General features: G+C 69.7%; 12 protein-coding genes. 3 read left to right on the forward strand and 9 right to left on the reverse strand.

Going from position 1 to position 16903, the window contains the following annotated elements:
• Positions 1 to 715 precede the first annotated feature (715 nt).
• The 3 genes from ACLJT4_RS17115 to thyX all read right to left on the reverse strand — a co-directional run bounded on the left by ACLJT4_RS17115 (position 716) and on the right by thyX (position 4380).
• Positions 716 to 2401: a ribonuclease J gene (locus tag ACLJT4_RS17115; RefSeq protein WP_411123189.1), complete on the reverse strand. Its 1686-nt coding sequence runs from the start codon at positions 2399 to 2401 to the stop codon at positions 716 to 718.
• 115 nt (positions 2402 to 2516) lie between these two features.
• The gene (dapA, locus tag ACLJT4_RS17120; protein ID WP_016577984.1) at positions 2517 to 3416 is read right to left on the reverse strand and encodes a 4-hydroxy-tetrahydrodipicolinate synthase; all 900 of its coding nucleotides are present in this window, start codon (positions 3414 to 3416) and stop codon (positions 2517 to 2519) included.
• A gap of 217 nt (positions 3417 to 3633) precedes the next feature.
• Positions 3634 to 4380: an FAD-dependent thymidylate synthase gene (gene thyX / locus ACLJT4_RS17125; RefSeq protein ID WP_411123190.1), complete on the reverse strand. Its 747-nt coding sequence runs from the start codon at positions 4378 to 4380 to the stop codon at positions 3634 to 3636.
• Between the two features lie 242 nt (positions 4381 to 4622).
• Between thyX and ACLJT4_RS17130 the strand changes: the two genes are divergently transcribed.
• Positions 4623 to 4862: a hypothetical protein gene (locus tag ACLJT4_RS17130; RefSeq protein ID WP_016578607.1), complete on the forward strand. Its 240-nt coding sequence runs from the start codon at positions 4623 to 4625 to the stop codon at positions 4860 to 4862.
• A gap of 117 nt (positions 4863 to 4979) precedes the next feature.
• A complete protein-coding gene (locus tag ACLJT4_RS17135; protein WP_411123191.1) occupies positions 4980 to 5537 on the forward strand; it encodes a PH domain-containing protein in 558 nt (185 codons plus the stop codon).
• 67 nt (positions 5538 to 5604) lie between these two features.
• On the opposite strand, the gene ACLJT4_RS17140 is transcribed toward ACLJT4_RS17135, so the two are convergent.
• From ACLJT4_RS17140 to eccD, 6 genes are all read right to left on the reverse strand, one after another.
• Entirely contained in the window at positions 5605 to 6075 is a 471-nt protein-coding gene (locus ACLJT4_RS17140) for a hypothetical protein (protein WP_411123192.1), read from the reverse strand.
• A gap of 5 nt (positions 6076 to 6080) precedes the next feature.
• A complete protein-coding gene (gene dapB, locus ACLJT4_RS17145) occupies positions 6081 to 6833 on the reverse strand; it encodes a 4-hydroxy-tetrahydrodipicolinate reductase (protein WP_016571100.1) in 753 nt (250 codons plus the stop codon).
• A gap of 46 nt (positions 6834 to 6879) precedes the next feature.
• Positions 6880 to 8259 carry a M16 family metallopeptidase gene (locus tag ACLJT4_RS17150; protein ID WP_233661520.1) on the reverse strand — a complete coding sequence of 460 codons (1380 nt, stop codon included), beginning with the start codon at positions 8257 to 8259 and terminating at the stop codon, positions 6880 to 6882.
• The gene (locus tag ACLJT4_RS17155; protein ID WP_411123193.1) at positions 8256 to 10478 is read right to left on the reverse strand and encodes a polyribonucleotide nucleotidyltransferase; all 2223 of its coding nucleotides are present in this window, start codon (positions 10476 to 10478) and stop codon (positions 8256 to 8258) included. The genes ACLJT4_RS17150 and ACLJT4_RS17155 overlap by 4 nt, the downstream gene beginning before the upstream one ends.
• Before the next feature lie 294 nt (positions 10479 to 10772).
• Entirely contained in the window at positions 10773 to 11060 is a 288-nt protein-coding gene (gene rpsO, locus ACLJT4_RS17160) for a 30S ribosomal protein S15 (protein WP_006602744.1), read from the reverse strand.
• Positions 11061 to 11215: 155 nt separating this feature from the next.
• Positions 11216 to 12679 (reverse strand): type VII secretion integral membrane protein EccD, encoded by a 1464-nt coding sequence (gene eccD / locus ACLJT4_RS17165; protein WP_411123194.1) that lies wholly within the window; start codon positions 12677 to 12679, stop codon positions 11216 to 11218.
• A 254-nt stretch (positions 12680 to 12933) separates the two neighbouring features.
• Between eccD and eccCa the strand changes: the two genes are divergently transcribed.
• Positions 12934 to 16893 carry a type VII secretion protein EccCa gene (gene eccCa, locus ACLJT4_RS17170; RefSeq protein ID WP_411123195.1) on the forward strand — a complete coding sequence of 1320 codons (3960 nt, stop codon included), beginning with the start codon at positions 12934 to 12936 and terminating at the stop codon, positions 16891 to 16893.
• Positions 16894 to 16903 lie beyond the last annotated feature (10 nt).

The following is a 16903-nucleotide window of genomic DNA, read 5'->3' on the forward strand; positions in this document are numbered from 1 at the left end:
AGCCAGGATCAAACTCTCCGTGAATGCTTACCGGTAATCCGGCAATAACACTCGCGTTGAGCGGAACCATGAGGAGGAATAATCCTCACAGTTCACAGCGTCCTCGCTGTGCGCCTCCCAAGCTTGGGAGGACTTTTCAAAGGAACCTCATCTCCATGATGGAGACGGGGTATCAACATATCTGGCGTTGACTTTTGGCACACTGTTGAGTTCTCAAGGAACGGACGCTTCCTTTGTGCCTGTTTCACCAGGCTCTCCGGGCGCTTCCCTTCGGTCTTGCGTCTCCGACTCTATCAGATCCTTTCGGCCCTGATTTTCGCCGGTGCGATCCGGCCTTTCGGCTTTCTCGCGGTTCCAACCTTACCAGATCCGTTTCCGTCTCTGGCCCCCTGCTGGAGCGGGGTCCGGCCGATTCGCTTTCGCTTCTCGACCTTTCCGACTTTATCAGATCCTTTTTCGTGTCCGGCCCGCTCCTCGATGAGGCGCAACCGTCTCGAATTCGGCTCCGAATTCTTGTCGGAATGATTTGCCTTTCGGCTGTTCCGACTTTAACAGAATAATCTGAATCAGAATTCCGCAACCCGTGGGAGGCTGCCACGCACGTAGCGCGCGGTGCTTCCCGTTCTGGCGGAGCCGTAAACGTACTGGAGCGGGGCGCCCGGATGCAAATCCTGGCGCCCCGCTCCTACTTGAGGACCGTCGGACGGTCCGTCCGTCAGACCTCGACGACCACGGGGAGGATCATCGGGCGGCGACGGTAGTTGTCGGACACCCACTTGCCGACCGCACGGCGGATCAGCTGCTGGAGCTGGTGGGGTTCGGCGACGCCGTCCTGGGCCGCCTTGGACAGCGCCTCGTCGATCTTGGGGATGACGGCGTCGAACACCGAGTCGTCGATGCCGGAGCCGCGGGCGTGGACGTTGGGTCCGCCGACGGTCTTGCCGGTGCTGCTGTCGACGACCACGAAGACCGAGATGATGCCCTCGTCGCCCAGGATGCGGCGGTCCTTGAGGTGCGTCTCGGTGACGTCGCCGACCGAGAGGCCGTCGACGTACACGTAGCCGGCCTGGACCTTGCCGGCGATCCTGGCGATGCCCTTGACCAGGTCGACGACGACGCCGTCCTCGGCGATGACGATGCGGTCCTTGGGGATGCCCGTCAGTGCGCCCAGCTCGGCGTTGGCGCGCAGGTGGCGCCATTCGCCGTGCACCGGCATGAGGTTCCTGGGCTTGCAGATGTTGTAGAAGTACAGCAGCTCGCCGGCCGAGGCGTGGCCCGAGACGTGGACCTTGGCGTTGCCCTTGTGGACCACGTTCGCGCCCCAACGGCTGAGGCCGTTGATCACCCGGTAGACCGCGTTCTCGTTACCGGGGATGAGCGACGAGGCCAGGATGACCGTGTCGCCCTGGACGATGCGGATCTGGTGGTCGCGGTTGGCCATCCGGGACAGGGCGGCCATCGGCTCGCCCTGGGAGCCCGTGCAGACCAGGACCACTTCGTCGTCCGGCAGGTCGTCGAGGGTCTTGACGTCGACGACCAGGCCCGCGGGGACCTTGAGGTAGCCCAGTTCACGGGCGATGCCCATGTTGCGGACCATCGAGCGGCCGACGAAGGCGACCCGGCGGCCGTACTCGTGGGCCGCGTCGAGGATCTGCTGGATGCGGTGCACGTGGCTGGCGAAGCTGGCGACGATGATCCGCTTGTCGGCGCTGGCGAAGACCTGGCGCAGCACGTTGGAAATGTCGCGCTCGGGCGGGACGAAGCCCGGGACCTCGGCGTTCGTGGAGTCGGACAGCAGGAGGTCGATGCCCTCCTCGCCGAGCTTGGCGAAGGCCGGGAGGTCGGTCAGCCGGCGGTCCAGCGGGAGCTGGTCCATCTTGAAGTCGCCGGTGTGCACGACCATGCCCGCCGGGGTGCGGATGGCGACCGCGAGGGCGTCGGGGATGGAGTGGTTGACGGCGACGAACTGGCACTCGAAGGGGCCCAGGCGCTCGCGGTCGCCCTCGGCGACCTCCAGCGTGTACGGGCGGATCCGGTGCTCCTGGAGCTTGGCCTCGATGAGGGCCAGGGTCAGCTTGGAGCCGATCAGCGGGATGTCCGGCTTCTCCCGGAGGAGGTAGGGGACACCGCCGATGTGGTCCTCGTGGCCGTGCGTGAGCACGATGCCGTCGATGTCGTCGAGGCGATCCCTGATGGACGTGAAGTCCGGCAGGATCAGGTCGATTCCGGGCTGCTCCTCCTCGGGGAAGAGCACTCCGCAGTCGACGATCAGCAACCGGCCGCCGTACTCGAAGACCGTCATGTTGCGGCCGATCTCACCCAGGCCACCGAGGGGGGTGATACGCAGGCCGCCCTTGGGCAGCTTCGGCGCGGCGCCGAGCTCAGGATGCGGATGACTCAAAAGACTCTCCTCACCACGCGCGCCACGCTGCCGTCGAGGCACGTGGCGCGCATGACATTCGTGCACTTGCTATGTGGCGGTTGTGTGGTCCATATGCAGTTGTGAAGTCTGTGTTCTACAGCTGTACCCCGCCGGCGGCGAGATCGCGCTTGAGCTGTTCGGTCTCCTCGGGCGAGAGGTCGACCAGGGGCAGCCGCAGCGGGCCGCTGGGCAGGCCCTGGAGGTCGAGCGCGGCCTTGGTCGTGATCACGCCCTGGGTGCGGAACATGCCGGTGAAGACGGGCAGCAGCTTCTGGTGGATCTCCGTCGCCTTGGCGACGTCACCGGTGAGGTGGGCGTCGAGGAGGGCGCGCAGCTCCGGGGTGACGACGTGGCCCACGACCGAGACGAAGCCGACCGCGCCGACCGAGAGCAGCGGGAGGTTGAGCATGTCGTCACCGCTGTACCAGGCGAGGCCGGAGCGGGCGATGGCCCAGCTGGCGCGGCCGAGGTCGCCCTTGGCGTCCTTGTTGGCCACGATCCGCGGGTGCTCGGCGAGCCGGACCATGGTCTCGGTGTTGATCGGGACGCCGCTGCGACCGGGGATGTCGTAGAGCATCACCGGGAGGTCGGTGGCGTCCGCGATGGCGGTGAAGTGGCGCAGCAGGCCCTCCTGCGGGGGCTTGCTGTAGTACGGCGTCACCGCGAGCAGGCCGTGCGCGCCGGCGTCCTGCGCGGCGCGGGCCAGTTCCAGGCTGTGACGGGTGTCGTTGGTGCCGGCTCCGGCGACGACGAAGGCGCGGTCGCCGACGGCTTCGACCACGGCGCGGACCAGCTGGGCTTTCTCCGCATCGCTGGTGGTCGGGGACTCGCCGGTGGTGCCGTTGACGACAAGGCCGTCGTTGCCGGCGTCCACCAGGTGTGCGGCGAGCCGCTGCGCGCCGTCGAGGTCGAGAGCGCCATCCGCCGTGAACGGCGTGACCATGGCGGTCAGTACCCGCCCGAAGGGGGTCTGCGGTGTGGAAGTCGGAGCCATGGGTCCCACGCTACTCGTAGGGCGCCGCCGGGTGTGCCTCTGGGGAGGAGGGATGTGGACTCCGGCACTGCCTGCTCGGGGGTTCAAGCAGTGCCGGGTCCGTTCGTTCAGCGTAGATGAACTTCTCAAAGTGCCGCAATCCGGACACCTCGGACGGGTATTCCGGGGCCCGGGGGTGCGGCCCGTCGGACGGGCCGCACCGTGCGCGGTCGGGGCACTACGGGGCGATGCGGCCGTTGGCGTTGAAGGCGGCGTAGGTGAGGGGCATGAGCGTGGCCCAGTGGGCCTCCATCCGCTCGCCGACCATCTCGATCTCGCGCTGCGGGAAGGAGGGGACCTTCGCCTGCTCGTGCTGCGTGCGCAGGCCGAGGAAGTGCATCAGGGACCGGGCGTTGCAGGTGGCGTACATCGAGGAGAAGAGGCCGACCGGGAGCACCGAGCGGGCGACCTCGCGGGCCACGCCGGCGGCGAGCATCTCCTGGTAGGCGGTGTACGCCTGGCGGTAGGTGTCCTCCATGACGCGGCCGGTGAGCTCGTGCTGCGCGGAGGTGCCCTCGACGAACTCGTACTTCCCGGGGCGGCCCTGCTGGACGAGCTTGCGGGACGCGCCGGGGACATAGAAGACCGGGTCCAGCTGGCGGTAGCGGCCGGACTCCTCGTTGTACGACCAACCGACGCGGTGCCGCATGAACTCGCGGAAGACGAAGATCGGTGCGCTGACGAAGAACGTCATGGAGTTGTGCTCGAACGGGCTGCCGTGCCGGTCCCGCATCAGGTAGTTGATCAGGCCCTTGGAGCGCTCCGGGTCCTTCTGGAGCTCCTCCAGGGACTGCTCGCCGGCCGTCGAGACCCGGGCCGCCCAGAGCACGTCGCTGTCCGCTGCGCTGTGCTTGACCAGCTCGACCGTCACCTCGCTGCGAAAGCTGACGGGTGCGCTCTCGGCGCTGTCGGGGGTGTGGGACACCGGCGGTTCCTTCCGTTCGTTCCTCGTGCGCGTCCAGCCTACGGCCCGCCACTGACAGCCAGGGAAATGCCAACTGATGCTGTGTTAGCGGACAAAGCGGAAAAAGGCACCCCCCGCCTGCGCGCCAGTGGGCGGCGGTTGATATTTTTCACAGAAGTAACGGAAAACGGGCACCAAACGGACGCCTCAGCCGTCTCTACCTGTGACAGTGCCCACTACAAGGTTCCTAGGAGAGCCCCCTCATGTTCCGCCGGCGAGAGCCCGTCCCGTTCGCCTTCGTTGCCGAGGCAGACCGGTTCCGCAGCAATATCACTCCCCCGCCGCGCCCGCGCCGCTCGCGCGCCCAGTTCCTCGGCCAGTCCCTGATCACACTCACTGTGGTGGGCGGCCTGACGGGCGCCCTGCTGTTCGGCCTGCCGGCCCTCCAGCAGGACACCTCCGGTTCGACCGGGGTGCACCAGTCCGAGGCTGCGCACCGCTGATTCGGCGGCGGAGCGGGCCACCGGGTGGTTCCGCTCCGCCGGTCCCGATAGCCTCACCGCTCACAGCTTCCGTCGGCATGCGATTCCGTGCTGACCAGCCCCGAGTGAGGACCAGCCGTGCCCCTGCCCTTCCTGACGGCCGACCGCGCCCTCCAGGCCGACGGCCGCGCGGATCCCTTCCCCCCGCCGGTCCACGACCCCGAGCACTGGCGCCGTCCTTACCGTCCGGGGCCGTGGCGGGTGGGAGCGGCGGCGGTGTTGCTGCTGCTCGCCTCGTTCGTCCTGCTCTCCGCGCTGATCATCGCGCTGGCCGGGTCACCGGTCGGGGCCGGGATCTGCGCCGCGGTGGCGGTGCTGGTGATCGCGCTGGCGCTGCGCCTGGTGCGGGTGGGGGTCTGGGTGAGCGCCCGGGGGCTGCGGCAGGTGAACCTGCTGCGCACCACCACCCTGCCGTGGTCCGCGGTCGCCGTGGTCCGCACGGTCCAGCAGCCGGTGCGCTGGCTCGGGCTGCCGCGGACGGTGCAGGGCCAGGCGCTGCGCATCGAGCGGGTACAGGGCGAACCGCTGCGGACGCTGCTGAGCGATCGCAACGGGGACTTCCTGGGCCGCTCCGAGACGTTCGAGCGGGCCGCCGACGTGCTGGAGACCTGGGCGTCGGAGTACCACCGCCCCTGAGAACGCCGAACGCCCGGTTCCGTACGGTGCTTCCGTACGGAACCGGGCGTTCGGCGTTCGCGGGTCGTCAGCCGGTGCGGGCCGGCTCGCCGGGGACCGGCCTGCCGTCGTGCAGGGCGATGGCGCGCTGCATGGCCTTGCGGGCGCGCGGGGTGTCCCGGGCGTCGCGGTAGGCGACGGCGAGTCGGAACCAGGTGCGCCAGTCGCCGGGCGCGTCCTCGGTCTCCTCCTGCCGCCGGGCGAAGACGGCGTCGGCCGCCTCCCGGTCGATCCGGCCGCCGGGGGTGCGCGCGAGGTCGTCGACGGGCAGGCCGCCCTCCGCCGCCAGCTCGCCGGCCAGCCGGTTCGCGTCGCGGGCGAAGCGGGTGTTGGCCCACAGGAACCAGCCACCCAGGAACGGCAGGACGAAGGCCACCGCGCCCATGCCCATCGCCGCCGGTTGCCCGGTCAGCAGGAGCAGTACGCCCTCCATCGCCACCACGCCGAAGACCAGCACCAGCACGGTGGCGAGGAAGAAGTACGTGATCTTTCCGCCCATGGTCGTCAGTCCAGATCGAGGAAGTTCTCCAGGCCCACCGTCAGGCCCGGGGCGGACACCACGCGCCGCACGCCGAGCAGGATGCCCGGCATGAAGCTGCTGTGGTGCAGCGAGTCGTGGCGGATGGTGAGGGTCTCGCCCACCCCGCCGAGCAGCACCTCCTGGTGGGCCAGCAGGCCGCGCAGCCGCACCGAGTGCACCGGGACGCCGTCCACGTCCGCGCCGCGGGCGCCGTCCAGGGCGGTCGTGGTGGCGTCCGGCTGCGGCGGGCAGCCGGCCTGCGCGCGGGCCTCGGCGATCAGCCGGGCGGTACGGGCGGCGGTCCCGGACGGGGCGTCCGCCTTGTTGGGGTGGTGCAGCTCGACGATCTCGGCGGACTCGAAGAAACGGGCCGCCTGCTGCGCGAACCGCATGGTCAGCACCGCACCGATGGAGAAGTTCGGGGCGATCAGCACGCCGGCGCCGGGGGCGGCGTCGAGCCAGCTGCGCAGCTGCGTGAGGCGTTCGTCGGTCCAGCCGGTCGTGCCGACCACACCGTGGATGCCGTGCCGCAGGCAGAAGTCGAGGTTGTCCATCACCGCGTCGGGGGTGGTGAGTTCCACCGCGACCTGGGCGCCGGCCTCGACCAGCGTCGAAAGCTCGTCGCCGCGGCCGAGGGCCGCGACCAGCTCCATGTCGTCGGCGGCCTCGACGGCCCGGACGGCCTCGGAGCCGATGCGCCCCTTGGCTCCCAGGACGGCCACGCGCAGCTTGCTCATCGTTTTCCGCTCTCTCTCGTGGTGGGACGCCCGCTGATGCCGTCGCCTAGGCGACGGCATCCTCCAGGCGGGCCGCCTGCCGGTCCTTCAGGGGGCCGATGACGGACAGCGAGGGGCGTGCGCCCAGGACATCACGGGCCACCGCGCGGACCTCGTCCGGGGTCACGGCCGATATCCGGGCGAGCACCTCGTCGACCGACATGTGCTCGCCCCAGCACAGTTCGCTCTTGCCGAGGCGGTGCATCAGCGCGCCGGTGTCCTCCAGGCCGAGGACCGTGGAGCCGCGCAACTGGCCGATCGCGCGCCGGATCTCGTCGTCGGTGAGGCCCTCGGCCGCCACCGTGTCGAGCTCGTCGCGGCAGATCTTGAGGACGTCGTGCACCTGGTTGGGCCGGCAGCCGGCGTAGACGCCGAAGAGTCCGCAGTCGGCGAAGCCCGAGGTGAAGGAGTACACGCTGTAGGCCAGGCCGCGCTTCTCCCGGACCTCCTGGAACAGCCGCGAACTCATCCCGCCGCCCAGGGCGGTGTTGAGCACGCCCATCGCCCAACGCCGGTCGTCGTTGCGGGACATGCCGGGCATGCCGAGGACGACGTGGGCCTGCTCGGTCTTGCGGCCGAGGAGTTCGACCTGGCCGGCGGTGCGGATGGCGCGGTGGCCGGCGCGCGGCGCGATCGGGGCGGCGTCCGTGCGGCCCAGCGCACCGGCCTGCTCGAAGGCGCGGCGCACCTGCCGGACGACCTTGGCGTGGTCGACGTTGCCCGCGGCGGTGACGACCAGGTGGGTGGGGTCGTAGTGCTTCTTGTAGAAGCGGCGGATGCGGTCGGCCGAGAGCGCGTTGACGGTGTCGACGGTGCCCAGGACGGGGCGGCCCAACGGGGTGTCGCCGAGCATGGTGTGCGCGAACAGGTCGTGCACGCAGTCGCCCGGGTCGTCCTCGGTCATCGCGATCTCTTCGAGGATCACCCCGCGCTCGGCGTCGACGTCCTCGCCGTCGATCAGCGAGCCCGTGAGCATGTCGCACACCACGTCGATGGCGAGCGGCAGGTCGGTGTCGAGCACCCGCGCGTAGTAGCAGGTGTACTCCTTGGCCGTGAAGGCGTTCATCTCGCCGCCGACGGCGTCGACGGCCGCGGAGATGTCCAGCGCGGAGCGCCGCTGGGTGCCCTTGAAGAGCAGGTGTTCGAGGTAGTGGGTGGCGCCGTTCAGGGACGGGGTCTCGTCGCGGGAGCCGACGTGCGCCCAGATCCCGAAGGTGACGGAACGGACGGTGGGCAGCGTCTCGGTGACCACGCGCAGCCCGCCGGGGAGCGTGGTGCGGCGCACCGTGCCGGCGCCCGCGGCGCCCTTCAGAAGCGTTTGGGTACGGGCGACGGCCCGCCCCTCCGAGGAGGTGCGGGCCGTCGTCGCGTGCGTGCGGGACGTCACTTGGCGGCGTCGTCCTTCGTGTCGTCCTTGGCGGCGTCCTCGTCCTCGACCACGGGGATCAGGGAGAGCTTGCCGCGCTGGTCGATCTCGGCGATCTCGACCTGGACCTTGGCGCCCACGCCGAGCACGTCCTCGACGTTCTCGACGCGCTTGCCGCCGGCCAGCTTGCGGATCTGCGAGATGTGCAGCAGGCCGTCCTTGCCCGGGAGCAGGGACACGAACGCACCGAAGGTGGTCGTCTTGACGACCGTGCCCAGGTAGCGCTCGCCGACCTCCGGCATGGTCGGGTTGGCGATGCCGTTGATCGTGGCGCGGGCGGCCTCGGCGGCCGGGCCGTCGGCGGCACCGATGTAGATGGTGCCGTCGTCCTCGATCGTGATGTCGGCGCCGGTGTCCTCCTGGATCTGGTTGATCATCTTGCCCTTGGGGCCGATGACCTCACCGATCTTGTCCACCGGGATCTTGACGGTGATGATCCGCGGCGCGTTCGGGGACATCTCGTCCGGGACGTCGATGGCCTCGTTCATCACGTCGAGGATGTGCAGGCGCGCGTCACGGGCCTGCTTCAGCGCGGCGGCCAGGACCGAGGCGGGGATGCCGTCGAGCTTGGTGTCGAGCTGGAGCGCGGTGACGAACTGCTTGGTGCCGGCGACCTTGAAGTCCATGTCGCCGAAGGCGTCCTCCGCACCGAGGATGTCGGTGAGGGCGACGTAGTGGGTCTGGCCGTCGATCTCCTGGGAGATCAGGCCCATGGCGATGCCGGCGACCGGGGCCTTGAGCGGCACACCGGCGTTGAGCAGCGACATCGTGGAGGCGCAGACCGAGCCCATGGACGTCGAGCCGTTGGAGCCCAGCGCCTCGGAGACCTGGCGGATCGCGTAGGGGAACTCCTCGCGCGTCGGCAGCACCGGCGCGATGGCGCGCTCGGCGAGCGCACCGTGGCCGATCTCGCGGCGCTTGGGCGAGCCCACGCGGCCGGTCTCACCGACGGAGTACGGCGGGAAGTTGTAGTTGTGCATGTAGCGCTTGCGGGTCACCGGGGAGAGGGTGTCCAGCTGCTGCTCCATGCGGAGCATGTTGAGGGTGGTGACGCCCAGGATCTGGGTCTCGCCACGCTCGAACAGCGCGGAACCGTGCACCCGCGGGATCGCCTCGACCTCGGCGGCGAGCGTGCGGATGTCCGTCACGCCACGGCCGTCGATGCGCTTCTTCTCCTTGATGACGCGCTCGCGGACCAGGGTCTTGGTCAGCGAACGGTACGCGGCGGAGATCTCCTTCTCGCGGCCCTCGAACTCGGGGAGCAGCTTGTCGGCGGCCAGACCCTTGACGCGGTCCAGCTCGGCCTCGCGCTCCTGCTTGCCGGCGATGGTGAGCGCCCGGCTGAGCTCGTCCTTGACGGCCTTGGTCAGCGCCTCCAGGACGTCGTCCTGGTAGTCGAGGAAGACCGGGAACTCGCCGGTCGGCTTGGCGGCCTTCGCGGCGAGGTCCGCCTGGGCCTTGCACAGGACCTTGATGAAGGGCTTGGCGGCCTCCAGGCCGGCGGCGACGACCTCTTCGGTCGGGGCCTCGGCACCGCCCTTGACCAGCTCGATGGTCTTCTCGGTGGCCTCGGCCTCGACCATCATGATGGCGACGTCGCCGTCGGGCAGCACCCGGCCGGCCACGACCATGTCGAAGACGGCGTTCTCAAGCTCGGAGTGGGTCGGGAAGGCGACCCACTGGCCGTTGATCAGGGCGACGCGGGTGCCGCCGATCGGGCCGGAGAACGGCAGGCCGGCCAGCTGCGTGGAGCAGGAGGCGGCGTTGATCGCGACCACGTCGTAGAGGTGGTCGGGGTTGAGCGCCATGATCGTCTCGACGATCTGGATCTCGTTGCGCAGGCCCTTCTTGAAGGAGGGGCGCAGCGGCCGGTCGATGAGGCGGCACGTGAGGATCGCGTCCTCGCTGGGGCGGCCCTCGCGACGGAAGAAGGAGCCGGGGATCTTCCCGGCCGCGTACATCCGCTCCTCGACGTCGACGGTCAGCGGGAAGAAGTCCAGCTGGTCCTTCGGGTTCTTGGAAGCGGTGGTGGCCGACAGCACCATGGTGTCGTCGTCCAGGTACGCCACGGCGGAGCCGGCGGCCTGCTTGGCCAGGCGGCCCGTCTCGAAGCGAATGGTGCGGGTGCCGAAGGAACCGTTGTCGATCACGGCCTCGGCGTAGTGGGTCTCGTTCTCCACCAGGAATATCTCCTCGTCTGCGTCCGCTGCCCGTGTGGCAGGGGACCGTCTTCGGTGGAGCGCCGGTGCGGGCCGGTCTTCGATCGAAGCACCCGGAGTCCTGCCGCATGGGGTGTCCCATGGGCCTCCGGGGGCCACTACCGAGGACCGGCGGCCAGAGAGCGCTCCACCGCGTTCGCTATTGCGATATGCCACCAGACTACAAAGCTTCCGCCCACCATGCGGTGGTACGGGCGTCCGGTGCGTACGGCAAAGGGAGCGGCCCCCGGTGGGAACCGCTCCCTTTACGGCGTCTTACTTGGCGCCCGCCGCGCCGCGGCGGATGCCCAGGCGCTCGACCAGCGCGCGGAAGCGCGTGATGTCCTTCTTCGCCAGGTACTGCAGCAGGCGGCGGCGCTGGCCGACCAGCAGCAGCAGACCACGGCGGGAGTGGTGGTCGTGCTTGTGCGTCTTGAGGTGCTCGGTCAGGTCCGAGATGCGGCGCGACAGCATCGCGACCTGGACCTCGGGGGAGCCGGTGTCACCCTCCTTGGTGGCGAACTCGGCCATGATCTGCTTCTTCGTAGCGGCGTCGAGCGACACGCGTACTCCTTGGGGTTTCGGTCCGCGAGCGCCCCTGGATTTGCAGCACAGGGAATCTTGGATAACTCGAGTGGACCGTCGGACAGCGTACCAGCAGCAGGACGGCCCCCCGACCGGGTGGTCGGGGGGCCGTCGCGCGTGCGGAAGGCACCGGGCTAGCTGCTGGTCAGGCCGCGCACGGTGTTGTACACGTCGAGCACCGCCAGGCACAGCGGCACCAGGGACAGCAGGACCAGGCCGTCGAAGACGTCGAAGATCCGGCCCCAGAAGGGGGTGACGCCCTTCTTCGGGACGACCAGGCCGACGCCGACGAGGAGCGCCGCGCCCACCGCGATACTGGCGGAGAACCAGACGGTGCGGACGTTCAGCGGGCCGGCGTCCTGGAAGCGCTCCAGGTTGACGAAGATGTCGACCGGCGGGTGCAGCGCGATGCCCAGGATGAGCAGCACGATGGTGAAGATGCCGGCGATGGTCAGGCAGGCGACCTGGGCGGTGTAGTCGAAGAGCCGGGCGCGCAGCATGATCGTGATGCCGGCGGCCAGGGCCAGGACCTGGGCCCAGACGTTGTCGGAGAAGCCGAGGACGACGCCGGCGGAGCCGACGACCAGGGCGGAGCAGCCGGCGACCAGACCGAGCAGGAGTTCGTGGCCGCGCTTGGCCTGATTGCCGATCTTCACGAAGTCGACCGACTCGGTCTCGGAGCCGGTCTCCAGGGCGCCCTTGGCGATCTGGTCGGGCGAGCGGTAGCCGATCGGCAGCCGGGCGAACCGTGCGGAGAGGCTCGGCAGCCAGGCGACCAGGGCGATGGAGACGACGGCGGTGACCGCGGCGACCTCGCGCGGGGCGGCGTCGGTGAGGATCGCCGCGAAGACCGCGAGGGTGCCGATGGCGGAGAGGAAGGCGGCCGCGACGAAGGGCGCGTCACCGCGGGGCAGCATGACCACCAGGAGCACCGAGGCGATCAGGACGGTCACGCAGCCGACGAGCAGGTGCAGCCGACCCGGGCCGTGGCCGGCGTCGACGGGGAAGATGCCGGAGCCGGCGATGAGCAGGTGCGGCAGCGACGCCAGCCCCAGGGCGATCGAGGAGGCGTGGTCGTCGTAGACGCGGGCGCGGACGCCGGACAGCGCCACCAGGACGACGCCGACCACGCCGGCGATGATGCCGGGGAGCCGGTGCATGTCGCGGTCGACCGGGTTGGAGAACCACAGGGCGAACGCCATCATCACCAGGAGCAGCACGCCGGCGCTGAGGCCGACGACGCGCATCAGGTCGTCGCTCCAGCGGCTGCGGTTCTGCTTGACCGCCGAGGCGATGGCGTCCGAGACGTCGTCGAACACCGGCAGCGGCAGGGACTCGGCGAACGGCTTCAACAGGAGCAGGTCGCCGTCGAGGATCTGCTGCTGGGCCAGCGACTGACCGGCGTCGAGCACCGTGCCGTCGCGGCGTACGAGGTGGTAGCCGGTCGGGGCGCCCTCGGCCTGGGACTGCCCGGAGAGCCGCAGGATCTCCGGATAGATATCGACGAGGGCAACGTCCTCCGGCAGTGCCACGTCGATCCGTGCGTCCGGCGCGGCGACCGTCACCCGGCAAAAGCCGGTGCCAGTGCTCGTGCTCACCTGGCGGTTCCCCCTATCCGTTGGGCGTTTTGTCGCGTCGCGCGCCCTATATATAGGGCCGCCCGTACGGGGCTGTGGCGCGCTCGCGGGGCGTCAGCGTACCGTCCGATCGGGGCCCGGCCCCACCCACCCCTTGACTTGACGCCTAACAGTAGGATCAACGCCTGCGTCGGGCCAAGGACTTGGCTCGGGGGACCGTCGAATCCAACGGGGGCGGTCCGAGACTGCGAGATGCATGAAGGACTGATGCCTCGGTGAGCGTTGTCATCGTCAAGCGCCCGCCTCGCGCGCTACCACCTGAAGTTCCCTCGGAGGAGGTGGTACTTGAGCCGCCTCCGGAGCTTCCCCGCGAGGGAGAGCCGGAAAACCTGCTGATGACCTTCCTGCCCATGATGGGCATGGCGTCCTCGGCCGGCTTCCTGTTCATGGGGAAGCAGCCGTTCATGATGATCATGGGCGGATTCATGGTGGCCTCCACACTGGCGATGGCGATCATGCAGATCGTCAAGTCCCGCCAGGGGCCTTCCGGGCAGATGCTCCAGGAGCGCCAGGACTACCTCAAGTATCTTGCGCAGAAGCGGAAAGAGGTGCGGCGCACCGCGCGCCGGCAGCGGGACGCGCAGCTGTTCACCCATCCCGACCCGAGCCAACTGTGGTCCGTCGTGGCCGAGGGCAAGCGGGTGTGGGAACGCCGGGCGAACGACCCGGACTTCGCGCAAGTGCGCCTGGGGTTGGGACCGCAGCAGCTGGCCACCCCGCTGCGGGCGCCGGAGACCGCTCCGGTCGACGAGCTGGAGCCGCTGACCGCGCACGCGATGAAGGAGTTCCTCGACAACCACGGCCACCTGGAGAACCTCCCGCTGGCGGTGTCGCTGCGCGCCTTCTACCACCTGACGGTCTCCGGTGACCCGGACACCGTCTACGGCGCCTCGCGCGCCCTCGTCGCCCAGCTGTGCACGCTGCACTCGCCCGAGGACCTGGTGGTGGCCGTCGTCGCCGCGCCGGGCGCGCAGGCCGAGTGGGAGTGGACCAAGTGGCTGCCGCAGGTCCAGGACACGTCCACCGACGGCGCCGGCACCCGCCGGCTGGTCGTCGGCGACCTCGGCGAGGTCGAGGAGCTGCTCGCCGACGAGTTGGACGGCCGTCCGCGGTTCAACCCGCAGGGCCAGGCGGTCACCGACAGCCCGCACGTCGTCGTGGTGCTGGACGGCGGCGACGTTCCGATGGACTCGGTGATCGCGGGGGCCGAGGGCCTGCAGGGCGTCACCATCCTGGAGATCGTGCCGGGCGACCTGGACGAGATCCGCGGCGGGTTGGCGGTCCAGGTGTCGCCGGGCAAGCTGGTGCTGGAGTCGGCGAGCGGCGCCGTCTACCACGGCGCGTGCGACACCCTGTCGATCCCCGAGGCGGAGGCGCTGGCCCGCCAGCTGGCCCCGCTGCGCGCCGGTTCGGGCGCGGACGGCGAGGAACCGCTGCTGTCCGCTCTGGACTTCACCGACCTGCTCAACATCGGTGACGCCGGCTCGCTGGACGTCTCGCGCACCTGGCGGCCCCGGACGCTGTCCGAGCGGCTGCGGGTGCCGATCGGCGTCGACCGCGACGGCCAGCCGGTCATGCTGGACATCAAGGAAGCCTCGCAGCAGGGCATGGGCCCGCACGGCCTGTGCGTCGGTGCGACCGGTTCCGGCAAGTCCGAGGTGCTGCGCACCCTGGTGCTCGCGCTCGCGGTGACGCACTCCTCGGAGACCCTCAACTTCATCCTCGCCGACTTCAAGGGTGGCGCCACCTTCACCGGCATGTCGGAGATGCCGCACGTCGCGGCGGTCATCACCAACCTCGGTGAGGACGTCACCCTGATCGACCGCATGCGGGACTCGATCACCGGTGAGCTCCAGCGCCGTCAGGAGCTGCTGCGTTCGGCGGGCAACTACGCCAACATCACCGACTACGAGAAGGCACGTGCCGCCGGCGCCCCGCTGGACCCGCTGCCGTCGCTGGTGATGATCATCGACGAGTTCTCCGAGCTGCTCGCCGCCAAGCCCGACTTCATCGAGATGTTCATCCAGATCGGCCGTATCGGCCGGTCGATGGGTGTGCACATGCTGCTCGCCTCGCAGCGTCTGGAAGAGGGCAAGCTGCGCGGTCTGGACACCTTCCTGTCCTACCGGCTGGGTCTGCGGACCTTCTCCGCCGCCGAGTCGCGGACCGCGATCGGCGTGCCGGACGCCTACCACCTGCCGAACGTCCCGGGCTCCGGCATCCTGAAGTACGACACCGAGACGATGGTCCAGTTCAAGGCCGCGTACGTCTCGGGCACCTACCGCGGTCCGGGCGGCGGCGGTCGCAGCACCGGCGGTGGCCGGTCGATGCGGATGCCGGTGCCGTTCACGGCGGCCCCGGTCATCGAGCAGATCATCGAGGAGCCGGTCGCCGTCGAGGCGGCCGAGCCGGAGATCGACGACGCGCTCGCCGACACCGTCCTGGACGTCATGGTCCAGCGGATGCAGGGCCAGGGCCCGCCGGCCCACCAGGTGTGGCTGCCGCCGCTGGAGGAGCCGCCCACGGTCAACCAGCTGCTGCCGGCCCTCGCGGTCACCCCCGAACGGGGTGTGCACGCGCCGGAGTACACCGCGCTGGGCAAGCTCGTGGTGCCCGTCGCGCTGGTGGACAAGCCGTTCGAGCAGCGGCGTGACGTGATGTACCTGGACTTCTCCGCCGGTGCCGGTCACGGCCTGGTCGTGGGTGGTCCGCAGTCCGGCAAGTCGACGCTGATCCGGTCCGCGATCGCCTCGTTCGCGCTCACCCACACCCCGGCCGAAGTGCAGTTCTACTGCCTCGACTTCGGTGGCGGCGGCATGCTCAGCCTGGAGGGGCTGCCGCACGTCGGCGGCGTCGCCTCGCGTCTGGACGCCGAGAAGGTGCGCCGTACGGTCTCCGAGGTCGTCGGCATCCTCAACGAGCGCGAGGAGTTCTTCCGCGCGAACAGCATCGACTCGATCGCGACCTACCGCCAGCGGCGGGCCGCGGGGGCCTTCCCCGACCAGAAGTGGGGCGACGTCTTCCTGGTCATCGACGGCTGGGGCACGTTCAAGACCGACTACGAGCAGATGGACCCGGTGGTCCTGGACATCGCCGGCCGCGGCCTCGGCTTCGGCATCCACCTCATCATCGCCGGCTCGCGCTACACCGAGGTGCGGCCCGCACTGCGCGACCAGCTCCTCAACCGCGTGGAGCTGCGCCTGGGCGACCCGATGGAGTCGGAGTTCGACCGCAAGCGCGCGGAGAACGTCCCGATGGGCAAGCCCGGCCGCGGTCTGTCCCCCGACAAGCTCGACTTCCTGGCGGCGCTGCCGCGCCTGGACGGGATGAGCGACCCCGAGACGCTCAGCGACGGCGTCGCGAACCTCGTGCAGACGGTCAACGAGCACTGGCAGGGCGAGCCGGCCCCCAAGGTCCGGATGCTGCCGACGCTGCTGCACGCCAGCGAGCTGCCCCGGGGCGGCGACTACCCGGACCACGGCATCGCGATCGGCGTCGACGAGACCACGCTGTCCCCGGCGTTCATCGACTTCGAGACCGACCCGCTGCTGGTCATCTACGGCGAGAGCGAGTCCGGCAAGTCGTCGCTGCTGCGCCTGCTGTGCAAGCAGCTCGCGGAGCGGTACCCGGCGGACAAGGCGCTGATGGTGGTCTCCGACTACCGGCGCGCGCTGCTCGGCGAGGTCCCCGATTCGCACGTGTACAAGTACTGTGCGGCGGGCCCGCAGCTCCAGGAGGTCATCAGCGGACTGGCCGGTTCGCTGGGCCGGCGCATGCCGGGTCCGGACGTCACGCCGGAGCAGCTGCGCAACCGCAGCTGGTACGACCTGCCGGACGCGTTCGTGATCGTCGACGACTACGACCTGGTGGCGACCAGCAGCGGCAACCCGCTGCAGCCGTTGCTGGAGTACCTGCCGTTCGCCCGTGACCTGGGTCTGCGCCTGATCCTGGCACGCAGTTCCTCGGGTGCCGGCCGGTCCTCGTTCGAGCCGGTCATGCAGCGCGCCAAGGAGCTCGGTGCGCAGGGTCTGATCCTGTCGGCCGACCCGGCCGAGGGCCCGCTGATGGGCAACACGAAGGGTCAGCAGCTGACGCCGGGACGAGGCATGTTCATCACGCGCAAGCGTGGGGCGCAGCTGGTCCAGACGGGCTTGCTGCCGCTGAAGAGCCAGTAGCGGTCGACCC

Origin of the sequence: Streptomyces sp. x-19 (genome assembly GCF_046549115.1) — a bacterium.
GTDB classification, from domain to species: Bacteria; Actinomycetota; Actinomycetes; order Streptomycetales; family Streptomycetaceae; genus Streptomyces; species Streptomyces albulus_C.

What these genes read in the sequence shown, in the direction of transcription:
- dapA (WP_016577984.1), bottom strand. Translation starts at nt 3,416, where the DNA reads ATGGCTCCGACTTCCACACCGCAGACCCCCTTCGGGCGGGTACTGACC.
- ACLJT4_RS17130 (WP_016578607.1), top strand. Translation starts at nt 4,623, where the DNA reads ATGTTCCGCCGGCGAGAGCCCGTCCCGTTCGCCTTCGTTGCCGAGGCA.
- ACLJT4_RS17140 (WP_411123192.1), bottom strand. Translation starts at nt 6,075, where the DNA reads ATGGGCGGAAAGATCACGTACTTCTTCCTCGCCACCGTGCTGGTGCTG.
- dapB (WP_016571100.1), bottom strand. Translation starts at nt 6,833, where the DNA reads ATGAGCAAGCTGCGCGTGGCCGTCCTGGGAGCCAAGGGGCGCATCGGC.